A 23,036-nucleotide genomic window follows, 5' to 3' on the forward strand; every position below is an offset into this window, starting at 1 on the left:
CGCTGAGCCCTGACCGGCGGGATACACAGGTTCAGATGGGGCTTTGATGCATGGGTGGTCTGTTGGTGGGCAAATGGGTATCATACTGTGGTTATTGCATCGACTCTGTGATGCTTTGTTGTACGTTCCCGGCGGTCGGTTTGCCAGAAGCGCCCCGTCGGTTGTTCCAGACCCGTTTCGAAGAAAGGAAACCACACGAACCTATGGCAGCTAAAAAATCATCTCCCTTGAAGATCATTCCGCTCGGCGGCCTTGACGGCATCGGCAAGAACATGACGGTCTTCGAGTGCGGCGACGACATGGTGCTCGTTGACGCCGGCCTCATGTTCCCCGACGACTCTCAGCCCGGTATCGACCTGGTGCTTCCCGACTACACCTATGTCCTGGAGAACGAGGAGAAGCTCCGCGGCATCATCGTCACCCACGGCCACGAGGACCACACTGGTTCGCTTCCGTACCTGCTGCAGGATCTCAACAACAAGGTGCCCATCTTCTCGAGCAAGCTGACGCTCGGTTTTATCGAGGGCAAGCTCTCCGAGTTCCGCATCCGCGCACCTAAGTTCCGCGAGGTCAAGGGCGGGAGCCATGTCAATCTCGGTGGCATCTCGCTCGATTTCTTCTCCATGACGCACTCCATTCCGGGTGCACTGGGCGTGTTCATTCGCACCAACCAGGGCACCGTTATGCACACGGGTGACTTTAAGCTCGATCAGACGCCCATCGACGGCGTCACGCCCGACTATGCCGCCATCAGCCGCTTTGCCAAGCAGGGCATCGACCTGTTGCTTTCCGACTCCACCAACGCCACGGTTCCGGGCTTTACCAAGTCCGAGGCCGAGGTTGGTCCCAACCTGCTGCATGCCATCAAGAACGCCCCGGGTCGCGTGTTCGTCGCGTCGTTCTCGAGCCACATCCATCGCCTGCAGCAGATCTGCGACGCCGCCCGCAAGTGCGGCCGCAAGGTCGTCGTGACTGGACGTTCCATGCTCACCAACACCCGCGTGGCGCGCGAGTTGGGCTACCTCAACATCGACGATGCCGATATCATTGATGCCTTCGATATCGATAACCTGCCCGACGACAAGATCGTCGTCATGTGCACCGGTTCGCAGGGCGAGCCGCTGTCGGCCCTGTCCCGCATGGCCAACGGCGAGCACAAGACGCTTTCTATCCACGAAGGCGATACCGTCATTCTCTCGGCAACTCCCGTTCCCGGCAACGAGAAGGCCGTTCAGCAGGTCGTCAACAGCCTGGCCAAGCTTGGCTGCGACGTCTGGGATAAGTCCCGCGCCCTCGTTCACGTCTCGGGGCACGGCAGCCAGGAGGAACTCAAGCTCCTCATGGCCATGGCCAAGCCCACCTACTTTATGCCGGTTCACGGCGAGGCCGTGCATCTGCGCGCCCATGCCCAGCTTGCTCGTAAGATGGGCATCAAGGATGATCACATCTTTATCCTCGATAACGGCGACACGCTCGAGATGCGTGGCGGTATCGTCAAGCGCGGTACGCCCGTCGAGTCCGGCGTCGTCTATGTTGACGGTCTGCGCATCGGCGACACCGACCCCATTGTCCTGCGCGATCGCCAAAAGCTCGCCAATGACGGTATGGTCACGGCCGTTGCCATCGTCTCGCTCAAGCATAAGAAGATCGAGGCTATCGAGTTCTCGGGCCGCGGTGTTTCGTTTGCCATCGACGACCAGTTCTCCGAGGATGCCTCAGCAGCCATCATGAAAACGATCGAGAAGGGTAAGTTTACCTTTACCAGCAGCGGCTCCGATGCCATTCGCAAAGCCGTGCGCGATTCGCTCTCCAACTTTATCTGGAGCCGTACGCGCACCCGTCCGATGATCATCCCGGTCGTCATGGAGGTTTAGTTTGGCGCGCGGATCTGCACAAAACGCCAAAGGCAACAAAGCCAACAACCAACCGGCATCTGCTAAGGGTGCCGGTTCCCATCTGCGTGCCAATAAGGGCCACGAGTCCGAGTTCGATGAGTTCGAGCCCCTGGTCGAGCCTTCGGCCAATCGCGATATCGCCGGCGTGGTCATTGCTGTTTTGGCGATTGCGTCCTTTATTGCCGTGATTTCCCCGGCAACGGCGCCCGTGACAGCTGCGGTTGCCGGTTTCTACCACCTTGGCTTTGGCCTGGGCGCCTACGTGCTGCCGATCGTCATCTTGCTGTTTGCCGCCACGCTCTTTTTGGGTGAGGACTCGCCGCTCAACATTCGCTCGGTCGCGGGTGGCGCCGTGGTGTTTGTGGCCATTGTCTCTATCCTGTCGCTGATGGTGCCGGGCACGAGCGATTCGTGCGACCTCATGTTTACGCCGCAAAACCTATCTGCGTCGGGCGGCTACATTGGCGCCTTTATCGCAAGTACCTTGCAAAACGCCCTGGGTAAACCTATTGCCATGGTTGTCTTGCTTGGGCTTGTCGTCGTTGGCCTGGTCATTATCGGCTTTTCGGTGGGCGGCGTTTTGCGCTCCGCACGCGATCGCGCCGCCGATTTTGCCGAGCGCCGTCGTGCCGATGTCAATGTGAGCCCGTGGGGCGACGAAGAGGCCCTGTCAGTTCCCGGCGTCGCCCGTCCGCACCTGAGCATTCTGCGCCAGAAGGGAACTGATGCCGCGGTGACCACGGTCATGGGAGGCGATGCCGACCCGGTTTTGGATGACGACGAGGACGATGACCCGTTTGTCGACGTGTCCGAGGCCGTGGAGGCCGAGCGCGCTAAGACCACGCTGCTGCCGCGTCGTCATGCCAAGAAGGGCAAGGCCGCGCTCAAGCTCAACACGAGCGAGCCCGATCCGTCTTGGTCCGATAGCGAAATCGAACTCACCGAGGGCGATGACGAGGACGACGAGACTCCGCTCGAGACCGCCAAGACAACCTTGCTGCCGCGTCGCCGTGCCAAGGCAGGACAGGTCACCGGACAGTTTTCGATAGAAGACGACCCGGACAATGCTGACGAGTCAGAACCGCCGTTTGCCGTGAATCCCGTTTCGGCAGCTCCGCAGATTCCCGACTTCCTAAAGCATCCCAAGGTTGCCGATGCCTCCAGCTCTACGACTTCAGCTGCTCCTGTTGCAGCCGGTGATGGGGGAGCGGACGGTACTGCTGCCGGTGTCGAGGGCGAACAAGAGGACGGCCTCAAGCTCCCGCCGCTCGAAATCCTGCACGCCAATCCGCAGTCGGCGTCCTCCGCGTCTTCTGATAAGGAACTGGAACAGACTGCCGAGTCGTTGCAGTCTACTCTGCTCGAGTTTGGCCGTAGCGCTCGCGTCGTCGGCTGGATTGCCGGCCCCACGGTCACGACCTTTAAGCTGCAGCCCGGCGAGGGCGAGCGCGTGAGCAAGATCTCGAGCCTCGAGGACGATATCGCGCTTTCGCTTGCCGCCCAGTCGGTGCGCATTTTCGCGCCGATTCCCGGCACCTCGCTCGTGGGCATCGAGATCCCCAATCGCAAGCGTCAGAACGTCAACCTGGGCGACGTGCTTCCCTATGTGAAGGGTGGCCCGCTCGAGCTGGCCATCGGTCGCGATGCCGAGGGCACTCCGGTTGTCGCCGACCTCGCTAAGATGCCCCACTTGCTGATTGCCGGTACCACCGGTTCCGGTAAGTCGGTCATGATCAACTCCATCATCACGACCTTGCTCATGCGCGCTCTTCCCGAGGACGTTCGCCTGATCATGGTCGATCCCAAGCGCGTCGAGCTTGCGGGCTATAACGGCCTGCCGCATCTCTACGTGCCCGTGGTGACCGAGCCCAAGCAGGCTGCCAGTGCACTTCAGTGGGCCGTGTCCGAGATGGAGCGTCGCCTGAAGGTGTTCGAGCGCCTCAACGTTCGCAAGATCTCGACGTATAACGAAAAGCAGGCCGCCGGCGAGTTTGAGCATTACGATAACCCACCGCAAAAGATGCCCTACCTGGTCATCATCATCGACGAGCTTTCGGACCTGATGATGGTCGCCGGCAAGGATGTCGAGGCCTCGATCGTCCGTATCGCCCAGCTGGGCCGCGCCGCCGGTATTCACCTTATCGTGGCTACGCAGCGCCCCAGCTCCAACGTGGTGACGGGCCTTATTAAGGCCAACATCACCAACCGTATTGCTTTTAACGTGGCTACGGGCATCGATTCCCGCGTCATTATCGACCAGATGGGCGCCGAAAAGCTTACTGGTTTGGGCGACATGCTGTTCTCCAAGGTCGACTGGGGCAAGCCCCGCCGTATCCAGGGCTGCTTTGTCTCGGACGATGAGATCAACGAGATCGTCGAGTTCGTTAAGTCGCAAAGCGAGCCCGACTATCACGAGGAGATTCTGTCTGCTGTGGCGCCCGCTTCCATGTCTGTGGCTGGTGGCGGCGGCATTGTTCGCACGGGCGTTGCCGAGCCGCAAGATGACGACCCGCTTATCTGGGAGGCCGCCCATATTGTGGTGGAATCGCAGCTTGGCTCCACATCTGGCCTGCAACGCCGCCTTAAGGTTGGTTATGCGCGTGCCGGGCGTATTATGGACATGCTGGAAGAGAAGGGTGTCGTCGGCCCACCCGACGGCTCTAAGCCGCGCGAGGTCCTGCTGGATGAGGAAGGGCTTGCCGCGCTGGAGTCTGTCGACGCCGAGATGGCACGTGAAGATCGTGAGTTTGGAGGATTCTGATGGCTGCACGCTTTGGTGACATGCTGCTCGAGCAGCGTCGCCGGATGGGCCTTTCCATCCAGCAGGTCGCCAACACCATCAAAATCAGGCCGCAGATCATCGAGTTTTTCGAGACCGGTAACTTTGCATCGATGCCCCCGCGTGGCTATGCGCAGGGCATGATTTCGAGCTACGCTCGTTTTTTGGGGCTTAACCCGCGCGAGGTCGTCAACGCTTATTTTGACGACCTCATGGCATATGAACGCGAGACCTCGCAGCAGGGCGGTCGTTTTCAGGATGCTGCCGGCTACGTTAACTCGCGTTCGTCGGTCGATAACGGACGCTTTCTGATGGTTCAGGGAGGACGCTCGACGCGGTACGGCCAGCGTCCTCCGCAGGCTGGTTATATCACCGAGACGGGCTCTAGCGAGGAGATTCGTTCTCAGCGAGATCGCTTTCGCAGTACGCCCATGCCGGATGACCGCGCGCTTCCCGCCACTCGCGGGTTGAGTCGCGATCCTCGCGCCGGTTACGGCGACGGTGGCTACTCCGGTCGTGGTTATCGCGGAGTTTCTGCCGGGCGTTCCCGCGGTGGATATGCCGACGCCGATACCACGCAGGTGACGCCGCGCCTCCGTTCCCAATCGCAGCCTTACGGTCAGCGCTCTTCGGCGCCTCGCTCTGACCAGCGTGGCTATCAGAACCGTGGTGAGCTTGCGCCGCGTTCGGGCCAGCGTGGCTCGCAGCGCCAGGGCGGCTATCGTGGTCGTCCCGATAGCGGTCGCGGCCGTATGCCGCAGGGGAATGGCCGTGGCGGCTCCAATCGCGGACGCGGCGGTGGACGTGCTCCTCAGAACAATGGTCTCGATCCGCGCATCATCTACGCCGGCATCGGTGCCGTGGCACTTTTGCTGATTTTGCTCATCGTGGTCCTCCTGCGTGGCTGCGGCTCTTCTGCACCCGAGCCGACGCCCGAGACGCCCGCGGCCACCAAGACGACGACCAAGAAGTCTTCCAAGAAGACCGAATCCGTTGATGAGGATAAAGGCACCGACGATGCGACGGATTCTGCCGATTCCGATGCCGCCAAGGCGACGGTAAAAAAGGAAGAGGACGAGGTCATCAAGGTCAAGGTTTCCGTTGCCAAGGGCAAGACCGCCTGGATTGAGGTCAAGGTCGACGGCAAATCGGTCTACGGCGCCCAGGCGACCGGTCCCTTTGAGCAGGAGTACACGCCCGAGTCCTCGATCGAGATCACCACGTCCAAGCCCTCCGATGTCACGGTTACCAAGAACGGTGAAAAGGTCCGCTATGACACCAAGACATCGGGCGTGGCGCGCGTGACCATTACCGTTCCCAAGAAGGAGTCCACAGACTCCAAGGACGGCGAGGGTACCGACGGCACCGATACTGCCGACGGCACCGACGCCCAGTCTGCCGACGGCGCCGATGCTCAGTCTGCCGACGGCACCGACACGGCATCCGACGGCCAGGCAGCAAACGATTAGTTGACTATTCGTACGACAGCTACTAAGGCTCCCCGTACCGAAAGGAAGAACCATGGCTAAAGATTCCAGCTTCGACGTTGTGTCCGAGGTCAATATGCAGGAGGTCGATAACGCTTTCCAGCAGACCACTCGCGAGATCTCTCAGCGCTATGACCTCAAGGACTCCGGCGCCTCCATCGAGCTTTCGAAGGGCGACAAGCTCTTTACGATCAATGCCCCGGCCGATTTCGTCTCCAAGCAGATCGTCGACGTGCTGAGCTCTAAGCTCATCAAGCGCGGCATCGACCTCAAGGCTGTCTCCTGGGACGCGCCGCAGGCGGCTTCGGGCGGTACCGTGCGCGTGCTCGGCCATATCGTCGAAGGCATCGACCAAGCGACCGCCAAGAAGATTAATAAGGACATCAAGGATCAAAAGCTCAAGGTCAAGGTGACCATCGAGGCCGATAAGCTGCGCGTTACCTCGGCCTCTAAGGACGCGCTTCAGACGGTGATCCAGTTCCTGCGCGACCAGGACTACGGCCAGCCGCTGCAGTTTACCAACTACCGCTAATTTACTCGAAAGGACCGTTCTCCAACATGGATACTCCGTTGGGTTCCGTACTCTACATCACGCTTGGCTGCGCTAAGAACGAGGTCGATACCGACCGCATGCGTTCGCTGCTGACCGCTGCGGGCTACGAGGAGGCATTCGATCCGCAGGATGCCGATATCGCTATCGTCAACACGTGCTCGTTTCTCGCCTCGGCGACGTCCGAGAGCATCGAGACCACGCTCGAGCTCGCCAACGAGGTGCAGGACGGCGTTCGCGCCTGCCCCATCGTCATGTGCGGTTGCGTGCCGTCTCGTTACGGCGACGACCTGCCCGACGAGCTTCCTGAGGTCGCTGCCTTTGTGAAGGCCGATGAGGAAGACGGTATCGTCTCTGTCATCGATGGCGTACTGGGCGTGGAGCGCGAGATCGCGGCCTATATCCCGCAGGTCAAGCGTACCGTTGAGGGTGCCGTTGCCTACGTCAAGATCTCCGATGGCTGTAATCGTTTTTGCAGCTTCTGCATGATCCCCTACATTCGCGGTCGCTATCATTCGCGAAATGCCGAGAGCATTATCTCCGAGGTTCGCGACCTGGTTGCCGGCGGTGTGCGCGAGATCGTGCTGATCGGCCAGGACACGGGCATTTGGGGTACCGACTTTGCCGACGAGGACGTCGCCGAGGGCTCGCCGCGCAATCTGGCGCAGCTGCTGCGTGCCGTCGCCGAGGCCGTGCGTCCGCACAACGTCTGGATCCGCGTGCTCTATCTGCAGCCCGAGGGTATGACCGACGAGCTTATCGAGACGATTCGCGATACGCCTGAGGTGCTGCCCTATATCGATATCCCCGTGCAGCACTGCGACGCCCGCATCCTCAAGGCCATGCGTCGCTCCGGTTCGCGCCAGGAGCTCGAAGATTTGTTCCGCGACCTTCGCGAGCGCATCCCCGGCATCGTGATTCGCTCTACGGCCATGGTCGGATTCCCGACCGAGACCGACGACGAGTTCCGCGACCTTATTGACTTTATGGACACCGTCGGCTTTGACTACACGAGCGTCTTTGCCTACTCGCGTGAGGAGGGCAGCCTGGCCGCCAAGATGGAGGGCCAGGTCGATGAGGAGGTCAAGCTCGAGCGCGCCCAGGAGGCCATGGATCTGGCCGAGTCGCTTGGTTTTGCCGCCACGGCAGCCCATGTGGGTGAGCGCGCCCAGGTGATCGTCGATGGCATCGAGGAGACCGAGGACGGCGCCGAGCTGATCGGTCACGCCTGGTTCCAGGCGCCCGATTCCGATGGCGCGGTGCATCTGGATGCCAGCGAGGCGTCCGTGGGCGATATTCTGACCGTCGAGTTTACCGATAGCTTCTGCTATGAGCTTATCGGTCATGTTGTGGAGTAGGAGAGCGTTGTGGCAAACGAGAGCAATAAGGAACTGACGAGTGTTTGGACGCCCGCCAACATCGTGACGTGCGTTCGCATCGTCTTTATCCCGGTGTTCATGATCGTCTCGGCCCTGTCTCACGCGAGCGTTGCCGGTACGGACTGGAGCACCTTTGACGGCCCGCTCGCCGCCGCTGCCTTCATTTTGTATGTGATCCTGTCGTGCACCGATAAGGTCGACGGCTATCTGGCGCGCTCGCGCAACGAGATCACCGATTTCGGCAAGTTCTTGGACCCCATCGCCGACAAGCTGCTGGTGTTCTCGGCCCTGCTGCTGTTCTTGGATTTTGGCGCGGTGACCGTGTGGTCCGTGTTCATCATCTTGTTCCGCGAGCTGCTGGTGAGTGCCCTTCGCATGGTCGCGAGCGCTGCCGGCGTGGTCGTTGCCGCCGATAAGCTCGGCAAGTATAAGACGGCGACCACGATGGTCTCCATCTGCGGCTATCTGTGCGTCTTTGCGATGGCCGGTCTCCAGCTGGGGTCGGTGTCGCTGCTGCTCGGTGTCTATTCGGTGTCGCGCTTCCTGTACGTCATCGCCGTGATTTTGACCATTGTCTCGGGCGCCCAGTACTTCTGGAACTGTCGCAAGATCGTCTTTTCGGTCTAGGTCCTGGTGGGTATGACGGAGTCTTATTTGCTAATCGCCGCAAACAACGAGGAACTGGCGCGCGATATTGTCGAGCGCGCGAGTGCCCGTGGTGTGACGGTCTCGACGGCGGAGTCGCTGACGGCGGGTATGATTGCCTCGACGATTGCCGATATCCCGGGTGCCTCGGCGGTGCTTCGTGGTGGCGCGGTGACCTACTGCGATGAGATCAAACATCGCGTGCTCGGCGTTAAACAGGAAACGCTCGATCGGTTTAGCGCCGTGTCGCACCAGACGGCTCGCGAGATGGCCGCAGGCTCGCTGGAGCTTTATCAGAGCGATATAGCCGTAAGCGCAACGGGCTACGCTGGGCCCTGTGGTGGCACCGAGCAAGACCCCGCCGGTACGTTCTATATTGGGTGGGCGTATCGCGCGGCCGATGGGGGAGCGCCGGTTGTCGAGTCTGCGCGCTGTCATTACGAGGGCGATCGGTCGTGCGTTCGTGCTCATGCGGTCGCGGAGGCTTTGGAGCGCATTGTTCGCGTGCTCAATTCTATGGAATAGACATGGTTTAAGGGGCCTTAGGGCCCCTTAATTGTGGAGATAGGGACCTTTGACGGAATTGGTGTTTGCGCTGGTATAAGGCCTAAATTTATTCGTGCACCTCTATTTGTGATTGGCGTGGTCAAGCGTTTGGTCGGTGATTGGTCGGCGTTTGGTCGGGTTTTGGAATGGTCGGGTACATATGATGAATCTGAACGGTTGACCACGAACAGCCGTTCGTTTATTATCGTTTCAGGTTGTTAAGAGGAGGGCTATTCATGGCCAAGAATTCAGGTCCCGTACGTACCGTTCATGCACGCACGACGGGTAAAGAGCGCGATGAGATGATCGCCACCACCAAGGCCGAGATTGAGAAGAAGTTCGGCCAGGGCTCTATTATGAGGTATGGCGACGGCGGTCCCGAGCTCGAGGTCGAGGCTATTCCGACGGGCTCTCTGGCGCTCGATGCCGCCTTGGGTATCGGCGGCGTGCCGCGCGGCCGTATCGTCGAGATTTATGGCCCCGAGTCCTCCGGTAAGACAACGCTTTCACTCGAGATCCTTGCAGAGGCGCAGGCCATGGGCGGCGTTGTTGCATTTATCGATGCCGAGCACGCGCTAGATCCTACCTATGCCGCGCGTATCGGTGTTGATATCGATGAGGTCCTCATTTCCCAGCCCGATACGGGCGAGCAGGCGCTCGAGATCGTCGATATGCTTGTGCGCTCCGGTGCCATCGACGCCATTGTTGTCGACTCTGTAGCCGCCTTGACTCCGCGTGCCGAGATCGAGGGCGAGATCGGTGACACGACGGTGGGTCTGCAGGCTCGCTTGATGAGCCAGGCGCTCCGCAAGCTCGCCGGCTCGCTTTCCAAGTCCAACACGACCTGCATCTTCATTAACCAGCTGCGCGAGAAAATCGGCGTCATGTTCGGCAACCCCGAGACCACCACGGGCGGCCGCGCACTCAAGTTTTTCTCTTCCGTGCGAATCGATATTCGCAAAATCGATACCATCAAGCTCAAGGACGAGGTTATCGGTAATCGCGTGCGTGCCAAGGTCGTTAAGAACAAGGTGGCGGCTCCGTTCCGTTCGGCCGAGTTTGACATCATGTACGGCACCGGCATCTCTAAAGAGGGCTCGATTCTGGATATGGCCGTCGAGTGCGGCATCTGCAAAAAGATGGGGTCCTGGTTTGCCTATGGCGAGGATAAGCTCGGCAACGGTCGCGAGGCCGCCAAGACATTCCTGCGGGAGCATCCCGATTGCGCCGACGAGATCGAGCACAAGGTTCGCCTTGCCTGCGGCCTTGAGTATGACGATGATGCCCCCTCCGAGGTTGAGTTGACCGACCAGCCCGCCCCCGAGGAGTTTGATGAGCTGTACGCCATCGATGGCTCCGCGATGCTCGACGATGACGATGAGTAGCGGATGCCGACATGTCGTATACGGTGACCGAGGCCACGGTCGTCTTTCCCGATAAGAAGGCGGCTTCCTCGTTCTCGAGCGGTTATGCGTCTAAAAAGCCCTGCGCGCATATCGATTGCGATCTTGAGGGCGGTTTCGAACGTTCCATTTGGATTCCCGTGCGCGTGGCGCGCCTGTACGTTAAGAACCGCCCCGACCTTCCCTATGATTGGGATGACTTTCGCGAGGCGGTGCAGCTTATCGAACGTAAATGTGCACTCACCATGGTGACCGAGATGCTTTCGCGCCGCGATCATGCCACGGGCGAGGTGCGCGATAAGTTGGCGCGCTATGGCTTTCGACAGCCTGCGATCGATTTTGCGGTTGCTCGAGCGACCGAGTATCGTTTTTTGGATGAGAACCGCTTTTGTTCGTACTTTATCGAAGAACGCAAACGTCGCGGCTGGGGACAGCGCAAGATCGAGGTTGAACTCAAGCGCCGTCATGTCGTACTTGACGATATCCCCGGGTATCCCGAGGCTTATTTTGCCGTGGATGATGACTTGGCCCGCGCTTCGGCTTTGCTCGCTAAACGTCGCGTTCCCGAAGTACGTGCATTCGAAAAGCTCGTCAGATTTTTGATGGGTAAAGGCTTCTCGTATCACATCGCCGCCGATGCCGTTAAGGCGCGCCTCGATGCCTCAAGCGAGGAATGCGCCGTGTAAGCGTTCACCCGTTACGCCCCTGCCGTTCACCGCTTGATTGGCGCCGTGCCGGGTGCGTTTATTTGACAGTTGTTGCGGTTCAACGTAGGATAATCACTGTCATTTGCTTTGTGATATGTGCTCATCTGTGATGAGTTTGTTTATATGTTTATCTGTATCCGACCCGCATAAGCTGCGCCCATATTACTCAAATGTCGCGAGCCGTTCGTAAGGACGGTTCGCTTTGCTGTGTAACGAATCCATAAAAAGGAGTGAGCATGCCTATCATTGCAGCGCTCGTTGGCATCGTTTTGGGTGCCATCGCCGCCATTGCCTACATGCGCACCGCCAAGCAGGGTAGTCTTCACGAGGCCGACGAAAAGATTCAGTCGGCACACGCGCAGGCAGAGTCCCTGATCGGTGATGCAAAGCGTCAGGCCGAGACCCTCAAAAAAGAGGCTCTGCTCGAGGCTAAGGAAGAGATCATTAAGAACAAGCAGGCCGCCGAGGCCGAGGACAAGCAGCGTAAGAGCGAGATTCGCACGCTCGAAAATCGCGTGATGCAGCGCGAAGAATCGCTCGATCGCCGCAACGATGCTCTTGATAAGCGCGAGCATCAGCTGTCCAGCCAGGCCGGTCAGGTCGAGAAGCGCTCTCGCGAGCTTGAGGAGCTCTGCGCCAAGCAGACTTCCGAGCTTGAGCGTATTGCCGACCTTACGCGCGAGGACGCTCACAAGGAGCTGCTCGACAAGGTCCGCGGCGAGGTTACCCACGAGGCGGCCACCATCATCCGCGAGTCCGAGCAGCAGGTCCGCGCCGAGTGCCACAAGACCGCTCAGGAGATTCTCTCCCTGGCGATTCAGCGTTGCGCCGCCGACCATACCGCCGAGGTCACCGTTACTTCCGTGCACATTCCCTCCGATGACCTCAAGGGTCGCATCATCGGTCGCGAGGGTCGCAACATCCGCACCTTTGAGCAGGTGTCTGGCGTCAACCTCGTGATTGACGACACCCCCGAGACCGTCGTGCTTTCGAGCTTCGATCCGGTCCGTCGTGAGACTGCCCGCGTGGCGCTCGAGAACCTTATTGCCGACGGCCGCATTCACCCCGCCCGCATCGAGGAGATGTATCACAAGGCTGCCGACTTGGTTCAGCAGCGTGTGCGCGAGGCCGGCGAGCAGGCCGCCTTCGATACCGGTATCCACGACCTGCACCCCGAGATCGTCAAGACCCTGGGCGCTCTGCGCTACCGCACCTCGTTTGGTCAGAACGTGCTGCAGCACTCGCTTGAGGTTTCCGACCTTTGCGGCGTGATGGCCTCCGAGCTTGGTTTGGATGTTGTGACCGCCAAGCGCGCCGGTCTTCTGCACGACCTGGGCAAGGCCATCGACCACGACGTTGAGGGCCCGCATGCTGTGATTGGCGCCGAGCTTGCCCGCCGTTATGGCGAGAAGCCCGTTATCGTTCACGCGATCGAGGCCCATCATGCCGATGTCGACCCCAACACGGTGCTCGACGTTCTGGTCCAGGCTGCCGATGCCGTCTCCGCTTCTCGTCCCGGTGCCCGCCGCGAGTCGGCCGAGAACTACATTAAGCGTCTTGAGAAGCTCGAGGAGATTGCCAACTCTCACGACGGCGTCGAGCGTACCTATGCCATGCAGGCCGGTCGCGAGGTTCATGTCATGGTTCAGCCGGACAAGATCTCCGATGCCCAGTCCACGGTGCTTGCGCACGATATCGCCCATCAGATCGAGGAAGAGATGGAGTATCCCGGTCAGGTGCGCGTTGTCGTGATTCGCGAGAGCCGTGCCGTCGATATCGCTAAATAACATGAACGACGCGAACGAGCTCATCTCATTTATCGCGTCGATGTCGGGGGAGGGCAACCTTCGCGTCGAGGAAAACCTTGGCGAGGGGTATGTCCGCCTCCGCGTTTCGGAGGCCGAGCGGCGCCAGGCAAAGCACGACATTCAGAATGTCGAGGATATCGTCATCGAAATGCTCCGTAATGCTCGCGATGCTGGCGCCGACAAGGTCTATCTCGCCACGACCAAGGAAGATGGCGTCCGCACGCTTGTCTTTCTGGATAACGGTTCGGGCGTTCCACAGGATATGCAAGAGCGAATCTTCGATGCCCGCGTCACCTCCAAGCTCGAGAGTATGAAGATGGACCGTTGGGGCGTTCACGGTCGTGGCATGGCATTGTTTTCGATCAAGCAGAACACCGATGAGGCCCGTGTGGTCACGTCAGGTGTCGATCTTGGCTCGGCCTTTAAGGTGAGCGTTGCGGCCGACCACCTCAGTGAGCGTGCCGATCAGTCCAGCTGGCCCCAGGCTGTCAAGGATGAGGACGGACGTTATGTCTGTGCTCGCGGTCCGCATAATATTATTCGCGCTGCTTGTGAGTTTGCGCTCGAGGAGTTGCGTGGTTGCGATGTCTATCTTGGTTCTCCGTCTGAGATTGCCGCGACCCTTTATGCTCAGGCGTCAAGTCGGCTCGATACGTCGCGTCTCCTGTTCATTGATGACGAGAGCGAGCTTCCAGTTGTCGATCGTTTAGGCCTTGCCTCTGATGCCGAGGACTTTATCCGTATCTGTTCGGGTTTGGGTCTTGAGATGTCTGAGCGCACGGCCCATCGCATTTTGGCAGGGCAGATTAAGCCCGTTCGCGGTGTGACTGCGCGTCTGCTGCGCGAGCGTGATTCGTCCTCGCATGCGCCGGCTCCTGTCGATCTCGCGAAGGATCGTCGCGGGCTACGTATTGCCAAGGATGACATAGCACAGTTTTCGCGTGCTGTGGAACGCGACTTTAATGACCTTGCCGCTCGGTACTATCTCAACCTTTGCGGCGACCCAAAGATTCGTGTTTCGCGTGATCGAATCACCGTGACCTTCGATCTTGCCAAAGAGGAATAGTGCCTTTACCGAGTCCACTCGGTACGATAAAGTTATTGCAGTTAAAACGTACTTTTAAACGCAGGAGTTTCTTCATGGATTGCCTGAAGGTATCAAGCAAATCATCGCCCGCGTCCGTTGCCGGCGCCATCGCCGGCATGGTCAAGGATGGTGTACCCGTCAACATCCAGTGTGTCGGCGCCGGTGCGGTCAACCAGGCTATTAAGGCCGTGGCTATCGCGCGCGGTTTTTTGATTCCAACCGGTTTTGATATTTCCTGCGCGCCCGTGTTCTCCGACATCCTCATTAACGGGGAGTCGCGCACGGCCATCCGCCTTTCTATCTACGTTCACCAGATCAATCGAGCTGCTATGGATAACGTCGTCATGGATGATGTTAAGCCTGTGGCATAGCTTCTGCTTGTCTCGATTCGCCTCCCTTCCATCGTTAGGACTTATGCACATGGACCAGCGTTCCGTACGCGATATTCTTGCCGGTAAAACCTACTTTATCCGCACCTTTGGCTGCCAGATGAATCAGCACGATTCCGAGCGCGTGAGCGGTCTGCTCGATTCGTATGGTTGCCTCATGGCGCTCGATCCCGAGCATGCCGATATCGTTGTCTTCATGACATGCTGTGTGCGTGAGGCCGCCGATACTCGCCTGTACGGTCAGTGCAATTCCTGCAAAAGCCTGCCGCCTTCGCCTTCGGGCAAGCGTGTGGTTGCCGTGGGCGGCTGCATTGCGCAGCGTGATGGCGAGGGCCTGCTCACCAACGTCGATAACGTCAATGTCATCTTTGGCACGCATTCTATCGCACATGTGGCCGAGCTCATTGCCGAGGCGTTCCTTGACGGCAAGCGTCATATCCGCACCAATGAGCATGAGGATACGGATGCCATGAGCATGCCGTGGCATCGCGAGACCCAGTATCACGCCTGGGTGCCCATCATGACGGGCTGCAATAATTTCTGCACCTATTGCATCGTGCCGTACGTGCGCGGTCGCGAAAAGAGCCGCCCCTTCGAGGAGATTGTCGACGAGGTGACCGGTTTGGTGCGCCAGGGCGTGCGTGAGATTACGCTGCTGGGCCAAAACGTTAACTCATATGGTCGCGATCTGTTTGGCAAGCCGCGTTTTGCCGATCTGCTGCGTGCCGTGGGCGATACGGGTGTGGAGCGCATCTTCTTTACGTCTTCGCATCCCAAGGACCTGCTGCCCGAGACCATCGACGCCATGGCCGAAACGCCTGCCGTTATGCCGCAGCTGCACTTGGCCGTCCAGTCAGGTTCGACGCGGATCCTCAAAGAGATGAATCGCCGTTATACACGCGAGGACTATCTGGGCCTGGTCGATCGCATCCGCAATCGCATGCCCGATATCGCGCTCTCGACTGACATTATCGTTGGCTTTCCGGGCGAGACTGAAGAAGACTTTGAGCAGACGCTCTCACTTGCCGAGATGGTCCGCTATGCTCAGGCCTATACCTTCATCTATTCCAAGCGCGCCGGTACCCCGGCCGCCGAGATTGACGATCCTACGCCGCATGAGGTTATTCTCGAGCGTTTCAACCGCCTGGTTAAGGTTATCGAGACCACGGCACATGAGTATAACCAGGGTGAGCTTCATACTGTGGTGCCGGCGCTCATTGAGGGCACGAGCAAGAAGAACGATGCGGTCCTGCTGGGCAAGAGTCCCAAGAATCAGACCGTGCATGCGCCTATCCCCGAGGGTTACAGCATCGATCAGCTTGTTGGCAAGATCGTTGATATTGACGTTGACGTTGCCAAGACCTGGTATTTGTCCGGCTCCGTTGTGGGCGAGCCGCGCTAATGGTTGCTCCAGGGGCAGGTTTTTCCGCCGTTGCGATCGTCGGTCCGACGGCGGTTGGTAAGAGTGATGTTGCCGACCGTTTGGCCGCTCGTCTTTCGTCCGAAGTGCTGTCGTGCGATGCGATGCAAATCTATCGCGGCATGGACATCGGTACCGCAAAGATGGCGCCCGATGAGTGTACGGCGCCGCTGCGTCTCGTCGACATTGTAGAGCCGGGTGTGGCATATTCTGCTGCGCTTTATCAGGCTGACGCTCGCGCGCATGTTGAGGGTTTGCTTGGCGAGGGCCGCCTACCGGTGTTTTGCGGGGGCACAGGCTTGTATCTCAAGGCCGCCCTGGATGAGATGGATTTTCCCTCGGGCGAGCTTGAGGACGATCGTCGCGCGGGGTATCAGGAACTTGCCGAGCGCATAGGCGAGGAAGCGCTGCACGCGCTGCTTGCCGAGCGTGACCCCGAGTCCGCTGCGGTCATCCACCCCCATAATGTTCGTCGCGTGATTCGCGCGCTCGAAATGAACGATGATGGTGTGTCCTACGCGCAGCAAAAGTCGCAGTTTAGTGTTCCGCGCGAGCATTATCATGCTCTATGGTTTGGTCTGACGCGTAATCGCGAGGTGCTCTACGAGCGCATTAATCTGCGCGTCGATCTGATGTTTGAGCAGGGTCTTGTCGATGAGGTGCGCGGTCTTATGGACCAGGGACTGGGAGATGCCCTGACGTCGATGCAGGCTATTGGCTATAAAGAGATCATTGATGCTTTCAATGGCGTGATTTCTATGGATGAGGCTCGCGAACTCATCAAGATGCGTTCGCGTCGCTATGCCAAACGTCAGCTTTCGTGGTTTAAACGCGATGATCGCATCGTGTGGTTCGATATGGATGAATGTACGATCGATGAGGTCGTTGAGGAAATCCTGCATCGTATTGAGGCTGCCTAATGGCCCGTTTCCCCCTTGTTCCCACGGCACCCGAGCCCGAGCGTGCCATATTAGTTGGTGTTGAGTGGCGCGACAATGCATGGCCACTCGATCGATCGCTCGATGAGCTGGAGCGCCTTGCCCACACGGCTGGTGCCCAGTGCGTGGCTCGCTTGTCTCAGCGTTTGGTAAAGCCGTATCCCAAATCATTTATCGGTTCCGGTAAGGTAGAGGAGCTGTGCGGTCTGGTACATCGCATGGATGCCGATGTCGTTATTTTTGACGACGACCTGACGCCCTCGCAGCAATCCTATTTGGAGAAAGCCGTGGGCGAGCCGGTAAAGATTATCGATCGTACGGCACTGATCTTGGATATCTTTGGGCTGCATGCTCAGACGCGTGAGGGACGCCTACAGGTACAGCTGGCGCAGCTTCAATATCTGTTGCCTCGTCTGCGCGGCATGTGGAGCCATCTCGCCAAGGAACAGACGCGCGGCGGCATCGGCTCACGCTTTGGTCAGGGCGAAAGTCAGCTCGAGGTCGACCGTCGCCTCATTCGTAATAAGATCGCTGCGCTTCGACGTGAGATCAAGCAGGTTGAACAGCGTCGTGATGTTCAATCCAAGAGTCGTATTGAGTCACCGGCGTTTCGCGTCGCGTTAGCCGGTTATACCAATGCCGGTAAATCGACGTTGCTCAATCGTCTGACCGGTTCTACGGTACTTTCGCAGGACAAGCTGTTTGCTACGCTCGACCCGACGACGCGTTCATATCGCCTGCCTGGCGGTCGCGGCATGACGATTACCGATACCGTCGGCTTTATTCAAAAGCTGCCGCATGGTCTGGTCGATGCCTTTAAATCGACGTTGTCCGAGGTGTTGGGTGCCGATTTAATTCTCAAAGTCGTGGATGCGTCTGATGAGGACTATGAGCGACAGCTTGAGGCTGTCGACCGCGTGCTTGATGAGATCGGTGCCGGAGAGCGTTTAACGCTTACGGTGTTCAATAAAATCGATCTTCTCGATAGCGTCGATCGATTGAGTTTCCGTCGTCGTTATCCGGAAGCTGTTCTGTTCTCGGCCCAAACGGGCGAGGGGCTCGACGATCTCGTCGATCGCATTGCTCGCGAGGCGGCCGCCACCGATGTGCTGCTTTCCGCCGACATTCCATATCGTGAAGGTGCACTCATCACAGTCGTGCATGAGCAGGGGACCCTTTTGCACGAGGAATATCTTGAGGATGGCGTTCGTATTGTGGCGAAACTGCCGGCTCGTATTGCACCGCGGCTCGAGCGTTATCGCACCGAGTAGGCGAGCTCCAAAATGCCCAGTATGATGGGCTGATGTAGCAGATAAAAGGGGAGTGCATGACGTCCAAGGCTGGCGAGCGCCGGCAGGGGGTTGGCGTAGGCCCAGCTTGGGGCGGGATGTTCGCATCTTTGAGCGGTGCGCGCAGCAAAGTATCCTGTGAGATACATGAATATGAACGGGATGATTGGATAATAGTCGCCTGAAACAAACCGGGGGCCGGGTAATCCTAGCCACGCCAAATAGGGGAATGAATAGGTCGATTTCGGGATGCCCCATGTCGCTGCAAAGAGAGCGAGGCATATCGCAATGCCCCACGTGCTGGGCACTTTCTTAAGCATCGGTCGTGCTACGGCTGTCACAGCGGTACACGCCGCCATGCAATAAATGATGCCAAAGTTCACTGAATCGTCGACCGATACGAGCGTTGTTGCGATCCAGACGACCAAAGCTGCGGCAGCGTACTTGGCCGCTCGTTTGGCATTGTTGCGTGAGAGCGTGCACATCCAACCCGCGATAAACAAAAATACCCAGCTGATGCTGGCGCGCCAGATGTCTTGAAAGACGGTCTGGGTAAACCAGGGCATATCCCAGTCGTACAGGTAGGCGAGATCGTAGCAAGCGTGAAAACCTGCCATTGAAATCATCGTAAACCCGCGGACGGTATCAAAGATGGTGATGCGTTTTTGCATTACGAGAACCGGCGCATCAAGCCGACGACTTTGCCCAAGATAACGGGATTCGTTGCATAGATAGGCTCCATGGTGTCATTCTCTGGCTGCAGGCGTACGCGTCCCTGCTCCTTGTAGAATGTCTTGACGGTCGCTGAACCATCAATCATGGCCACGACAATTTCGCCGTTCATGGCACTCTTTTGTTCACGGACGATGATGTAATCGCCATTGAAGATGCCGACATTGATCATTGAGCTCCCATGCACCTCAAGGATAAAGGAACCCTGATCAGTGGCGATTTCGGTCGGGATAGTAAAAGTGTCTTCTATATTCTGCTCGGCCAGAATGGGAATCCCAGCCGCGACGCGACCAACGAGCGGTAGCGAGACCGTTCCGCGAGGTGCGGTGGGTTCGTCAGATTTAGAAATTGAGACAGAGGAACCGTCCTCGTTAAAGAGTTCCAGGGCGCGCGGTTTGGTGGCATCGCGCTTGAGTAGCCCGCGCGCCTCCAGGGCAGATAGATGGGCGTGCACGGTGCTGGGGGAGGAAAGGCCCACGGCAGAAGCCATCTCGCGCACGCTGGGCGGATAACCTTTCTCCTGCTGATATTCCTTGATGAAGTCGTAAATTTGCTGCTGACGCTTGGTAATTTTGCGAGCCATCAGGGCATCCTCTCTACCCATGTCAAACAAATGTTCGGATTTTGCTTGACAGGAACAACTGTTCGAAGATAATAATAACCGAACATTCGTTCTCGCGCTATACATTTTTGTCCGCGCGGCTTGATAAAACTGTTCTCAGCAAAACACGCGAGAGGAGAACATGATGAACGCAACGAATATGGTCCAGGGAAACCTTGCCCTTAAACTCGAGACGCCTGCAGAACCCACTTTTACGGTTGTTCAGGGTGGCCGCTCCGGCTTTCAGCCTTTGACCGTAAAGCCTGCTCGCAATCAGCAGGCTGTAGTTGCGCCGGCCCGCGTTGCCCTGAAGGTTCCGACGATTGTCGCCGTTGCCGTTGCGCTTACGCTCTTCGTTGTCCTCGCTACGTCGGTCTTTAGCGCTCGTCACGCCGCGTATGCCGAGTCCGTTTCCAACGTTACCTACGAGACTATTCGCGTTCAGTCTGGTGATTCTCTTTGGTCGCTTGCCGAGGAATATCCTATCGAAGGCCTTTCCACGCAAGAGACTTCCGACATGATCCGTAACGTCAATCATCTGGAGCATGGTTCGCTCGCCGCCGGTGCGCATCTTAAGGTTCCTGCTCGTTCGTAATCATTATCGCGCTGCGCATGGTACCCTTGTTATCGTTTAAGAGGAGGTACCATGCGCTGTCCCAAATGTGGCAAGGCACATACCCGCGTCGTTGATTCCCGTATGCAGGAGTCAAATAACACCATTAAGCGCCGTCGCGAATGTTGCTCGTGTAACTATCGCTTTACAACGTTTGAGCGATGCGAAGACCCAATCGAGGTCATTAAGTCAGACGGAACTAAGCAGCGGTTCGATCGCAATAAGCTGCTCGTCGGCTTGATGCGCGCCACCATCAAGCGCGATATCGACACTAAGAAGCTCAATGAGATTATCGACGACATCGAGGTCGAGCTGCGCTCTCGCACACTGACGGCCGTCACGTCCCATGAGTTGGGTGACATGGTGCTCAAGCGTTTGGCCAAGATCGACAAGGTGGCGTACATCCGCTTTGCCTCGGTCTACCGCGATTTCAAAGACGTCGATGAGTTTCTGCAAGAGCTCGACAAGCTAAGGTGATTCCATGTCCAACATTACCGTCAACATAAAGCGTCTCGACCCCACCGTCGAGCTTCCCAAATACGCCCATCCCACCGATGCCGGCTTGGATTTGCGCTCCAACGAGGACTGCGTCCTGAAGCCCTTCGAACGTCGTCTGGTCTCTACTGGGCTGGCCATCGCCTTGCCCGATGGCTACGCCGGCTTCGTCCAGCCCCGCAGCGGCTTGGCCATCAAGCAGGGCCTGTCTATAGTCAACACGCCGGGCCTCATCGACGCCCACTACCGAGGAGAGCTCAAAGTCATCCTCATCAACCTAGACCCCACGAACAACATCCAAATCAACAAAGGCGACCGCATCGCCCAGCTCGTCATCCAAGAAGTCCCCACGGTCAACCTCGTAGAAGTAGAAGAACTAGATAAAACCGACCGAGGAGCCGGCGGTTTCGGTTCTAGCGGCGTCGCTTAGTCGTTTACGTACTGTCCGCTGACCGGCCCGACCCGCCTATATATCATCCCATGCTCAAACATTCTCGCGGGGGCGCTCGTATCCCTCCCGCCCGTCTCTCACACATATCATTCCATGCTCAAACATTCTCGCGTCGCTTCGCTCGCTGCGAAACTGCGCGTGGAACGATATGTGTGAGAGACGGGCGGGCGGTTACTCGCTTGAAAAATTAAAGCCTTTCTTTCTAGTAAGCCGATGCGATAAAGGAAAACCTCCTTTCTCGCATCGGCTTACTATATTTATATTTTTGGTTTTGCCTTTGCAGATTCTGATGGTGGGGAATCTGGTATAGCTGCAAGTACGTTAACGCAGCTTGCCTGTGGGAGGCCCCTATATATCGTCCCGCGCGCAGTTTCGCAGCGAAGCGAGAATGTTTGAGCATGGGATGATATATAGGGGCCTCCCGCAGGTAAGCGGGCAATCCAATGCTAGCGGATATGCGCTGGCTTGCCGCCCCAGTAGAAGCGGCAGAAGGCTCGTTTACGTTTTTGGGGTTTGCCTACGAGCTCCATGGTTGCGATGGCTATATCTTCGGCTGCGTGGGGGCGGCGTAGTACTTCGCCGTTGATGAGTAGGGCTTTGAGTGATTCGGGATGATCGTGCAGATGGCGCAGGGTTACGATGAGTTCTCGTGCGGTGGTGACATGCATGCTGGCGCCCATTCCGGTGAGCATGGTGGTGTTGGCCTTTTCTTGACCATATGATTTGCCCAGCAGAATCATCGGCAGATGCGCGCACAGGCACTCGGTGACGGTGAGTCCGCCCGATTTGAGGATTGCCAGGTCGCAGCCGTGCATGAGGGCCGCCATGTCGTCCACGTAGTCCAGAACTGTGACGTTTTCGAGCTTCATGGCGTCAAAGAGCGTCTTGAGGCGGGTGGCGTATTCCTCATCCTTGCCCGGCAAAAAGACAAAGTGCATGTCCTCGAAGCTGCGCAGGAAGGGGAGTGTGCGGTCCATCTCCGCGCGAAAGCGAACGTACGGTTGAGGCAAGCTGGCACCGGCCATCACCAACACAACGGTCTTGTCAGCGGGGAGATTGAACTTCTCGAGTTCTTCCTCGCGATTGTAGTCCGTATCAAACCCGGCGCGAATGGGGATGCCTGTAATGCGGATTTTGGTCTCGGGAACCTTACGGGGGCGAAGTGTCTCGGCCATAAATTCGTTGGCTACGCAGAACAGGTCGGTGTCCTTGTGGGGCCAAAAGCCTTCGACTTCATAGTCTGTTGGTACGCAGATGACCGGGTAATCGATACCCGTGATGACGCGGGCGCCCACAGCAACATTGGCTGCCGTAATGTGTGTTGCAACCACGGCCATGGGCCTGCGGGTGCGGACATAATCGTTGAAGGCGGGGAACATAATTCGCGACCATGCCGTGCCGCCACCCCAGAGCAGATGTCCCGTAAACGTATATCGCCAGGTTAGGTCATATATGGGGCGCGTGGCGCCGGTAAACGAAGCCGCTGTTTTATTACCATCGAACCTAATGCGTCCAAAATCGAGAATATCCAAGACTTCGATCTCAACATCCTCAGGGATTCCCTTGGTGCCGCGGATAAGATCAAATGCTTGTGCAATCGCGTTGGCGGCGGCTCTGTGGCCCGATCCAACCGATGCGTGCACAATGGTTACTAGGGGTTTTTGTGCAGGTGAAACGGTCATTTGCTCCGGTTGGGGAGTGCTTTGCGTTGGCAGGGGAGCGTCGTTGCTCGTCTGCGTTTGATCCATCGATAACTCCCCTTCAGCTTTGATACGCGGTTTATCATTGTAGTGCATGAGTGTCATGTTCACGTAAATTTGGG

General features: G+C 58.0%; 21 protein-coding genes. 18 read left to right on the top strand and 3 right to left on the bottom strand.

Annotated features, from left to right (window positions below):
* Positions 1–203: 203 nt before the first annotated feature.
* The 15 genes from DXC52_RS06110 (at position 204) to hflX (ending at position 18,304) form a co-directional block, all read left to right on the top strand.
* Positions 204–1,874 (top strand): ribonuclease J, encoded by a 1,671-nt coding sequence (locus DXC52_RS06110; protein WP_117746567.1) that lies wholly within the window; start codon positions 204–206, stop codon positions 1,872–1,874.
* 1 nt (position 1,875) lies between these two features.
* Positions 1,876–4,656 carry a DNA translocase FtsK gene (locus DXC52_RS06115; RefSeq protein ID WP_233504885.1) on the top strand — a complete coding sequence of 927 codons (2,781 nt, stop codon included), beginning with the start codon at positions 1,876–1,878 and terminating at the stop codon, positions 4,654–4,656.
* Positions 4,656–6,143, top strand: coding sequence for a RodZ family helix-turn-helix domain-containing protein (locus tag DXC52_RS06120; RefSeq protein WP_117746568.1), 1,488 nt, complete (start codon positions 4,656–4,658; stop codon positions 6,141–6,143). The genes DXC52_RS06115 and DXC52_RS06120 overlap by 1 nt, the downstream gene beginning before the upstream one ends.
* A gap of 52 nt (positions 6,144–6,195) precedes the next feature.
* A complete protein-coding gene (locus tag DXC52_RS06125) occupies positions 6,196–6,693 on the top strand; it encodes a YajQ family cyclic di-GMP-binding protein (protein WP_117746569.1) in 498 nt (165 codons plus the stop codon).
* 26 nt (positions 6,694–6,719) lie between these two features.
* The gene (gene rimO / locus DXC52_RS06130; protein WP_117746570.1) at positions 6,720–8,069 is read left to right on the top strand and encodes a 30S ribosomal protein S12 methylthiotransferase RimO; all 1,350 of its coding nucleotides are present in this window, start codon (positions 6,720–6,722) and stop codon (positions 8,067–8,069) included.
* A 99-nt stretch (positions 8,070–8,168) separates the two neighbouring features.
* Complete coding sequence (pgsA, locus tag DXC52_RS06135; protein ID WP_233504893.1) at positions 8,169–8,717, top strand: CDP-diacylglycerol--glycerol-3-phosphate 3-phosphatidyltransferase; 549 nt, start codon at positions 8,169–8,171, stop codon at positions 8,715–8,717.
* 27 nt (positions 8,718–8,744) lie between these two features.
* A complete protein-coding gene (locus DXC52_RS06140) occupies positions 8,745–9,260 on the top strand; it encodes a CinA family protein (RefSeq protein WP_233504886.1) in 516 nt (171 codons plus the stop codon).
* A 257-nt stretch (positions 9,261–9,517) separates the two neighbouring features.
* Complete coding sequence (gene recA, locus DXC52_RS06145) at positions 9,518–10,666, top strand: recombinase RecA (protein ID WP_117746573.1); 1,149 nt, start codon at positions 9,518–9,520, stop codon at positions 10,664–10,666.
* 11 nt (positions 10,667–10,677) lie between these two features.
* A complete protein-coding gene (locus tag DXC52_RS06150) occupies positions 10,678–11,370 on the top strand; it encodes a regulatory protein RecX (RefSeq protein ID WP_117746574.1) in 693 nt (230 codons plus the stop codon).
* 257 nt (positions 11,371–11,627) lie between these two features.
* Positions 11,628–13,178 carry a ribonuclease Y gene (gene rny, locus DXC52_RS06155; protein WP_115596193.1) on the top strand — a complete coding sequence of 517 codons (1,551 nt, stop codon included), beginning with the start codon at positions 11,628–11,630 and terminating at the stop codon, positions 13,176–13,178.
* A 1-nt stretch (position 13,179) separates the two neighbouring features.
* The gene (locus tag DXC52_RS06160) at positions 13,180–14,265 is read left to right on the top strand and encodes an ATP-binding protein (RefSeq protein WP_117746575.1); all 1,086 of its coding nucleotides are present in this window, start codon (positions 13,180–13,182) and stop codon (positions 14,263–14,265) included.
* 74 nt (positions 14,266–14,339) lie between these two features.
* Positions 14,340–14,657 (top strand): stage V sporulation protein S, encoded by a 318-nt coding sequence (locus DXC52_RS06165; protein ID WP_006235982.1) that lies wholly within the window; start codon positions 14,340–14,342, stop codon positions 14,655–14,657.
* A gap of 49 nt (positions 14,658–14,706) precedes the next feature.
* Positions 14,707–16,077 carry a tRNA (N6-isopentenyl adenosine(37)-C2)-methylthiotransferase MiaB gene (gene miaB / locus DXC52_RS06170; protein ID WP_117746576.1) on the top strand — a complete coding sequence of 457 codons (1,371 nt, stop codon included), beginning with the start codon at positions 14,707–14,709 and terminating at the stop codon, positions 16,075–16,077.
* Positions 16,077–17,015 carry a tRNA (adenosine(37)-N6)-dimethylallyltransferase MiaA gene (gene miaA / locus DXC52_RS06175; RefSeq protein ID WP_117746577.1) on the top strand — a complete coding sequence of 313 codons (939 nt, stop codon included), beginning with the start codon at positions 16,077–16,079 and terminating at the stop codon, positions 17,013–17,015. Before miaB ends, miaA begins: the two co-directional genes overlap by 1 nt.
* Entirely contained in the window at positions 17,015–18,304 is a 1,290-nt protein-coding gene (hflX, locus tag DXC52_RS06180) for a GTPase HflX (RefSeq protein ID WP_117746578.1), read from the top strand. Before miaA ends, hflX begins: the two co-directional genes overlap by 1 nt.
* Here hflX and DXC52_RS06185 read toward each other — a convergent pair.
* Both DXC52_RS06185 and lexA read right to left on the bottom strand, forming a co-directional pair.
* Positions 18,289–18,993, bottom strand: coding sequence for a heparan-alpha-glucosaminide N-acetyltransferase (locus tag DXC52_RS06185; RefSeq protein ID WP_117746579.1), 705 nt, complete (start codon positions 18,991–18,993; stop codon positions 18,289–18,291). The genes hflX and DXC52_RS06185 overlap by 16 nt on opposite strands.
* Positions 18,993–19,637, bottom strand: coding sequence for a transcriptional repressor LexA (gene lexA / locus DXC52_RS06190; protein WP_040359862.1), 645 nt, complete (start codon positions 19,635–19,637; stop codon positions 18,993–18,995). Before lexA ends, DXC52_RS06185 begins: the two co-directional genes overlap by 1 nt.
* A gap of 163 nt (positions 19,638–19,800) precedes the next feature.
* On the opposite strand from lexA, the gene DXC52_RS06195 reads away from it, so the two are divergent.
* Genes DXC52_RS06195 through dut form a run of 3 tightly spaced genes read left to right on the top strand, consistent with a single transcriptional unit; the run spans position 19,801 to position 21,193 of the window.
* The gene (locus tag DXC52_RS06195; protein WP_158554603.1) at positions 19,801–20,250 is read left to right on the top strand and encodes a LysM peptidoglycan-binding domain-containing protein; all 450 of its coding nucleotides are present in this window, start codon (positions 19,801–19,803) and stop codon (positions 20,248–20,250) included.
* A gap of 51 nt (positions 20,251–20,301) precedes the next feature.
* Entirely contained in the window at positions 20,302–20,745 is a 444-nt protein-coding gene (gene nrdR, locus DXC52_RS06200) for a transcriptional regulator NrdR (RefSeq protein ID WP_022093781.1), read from the top strand.
* A gap of 4 nt (positions 20,746–20,749) precedes the next feature.
* Entirely contained in the window at positions 20,750–21,193 is a 444-nt protein-coding gene (gene dut, locus DXC52_RS06205; protein ID WP_117746581.1) for a dUTP diphosphatase, read from the top strand.
* Positions 21,194–21,660: 467 nt separating this feature from the next.
* Here dut and DXC52_RS06210 read toward each other — a convergent pair whose 3' ends face one another.
* Positions 21,661–22,857 (bottom strand): glycosyltransferase, encoded by a 1,197-nt coding sequence (locus DXC52_RS06210; protein ID WP_233504888.1) that lies wholly within the window; start codon positions 22,855–22,857, stop codon positions 21,661–21,663.
* Positions 22,858–23,036 lie beyond the last annotated feature (179 nt).

The organism is Collinsella sp. TF05-9AC, from assembly GCF_003438495.1.
GTDB lineage: Bacteria > Actinomycetota > Coriobacteriia > Coriobacteriales > Coriobacteriaceae > Collinsella.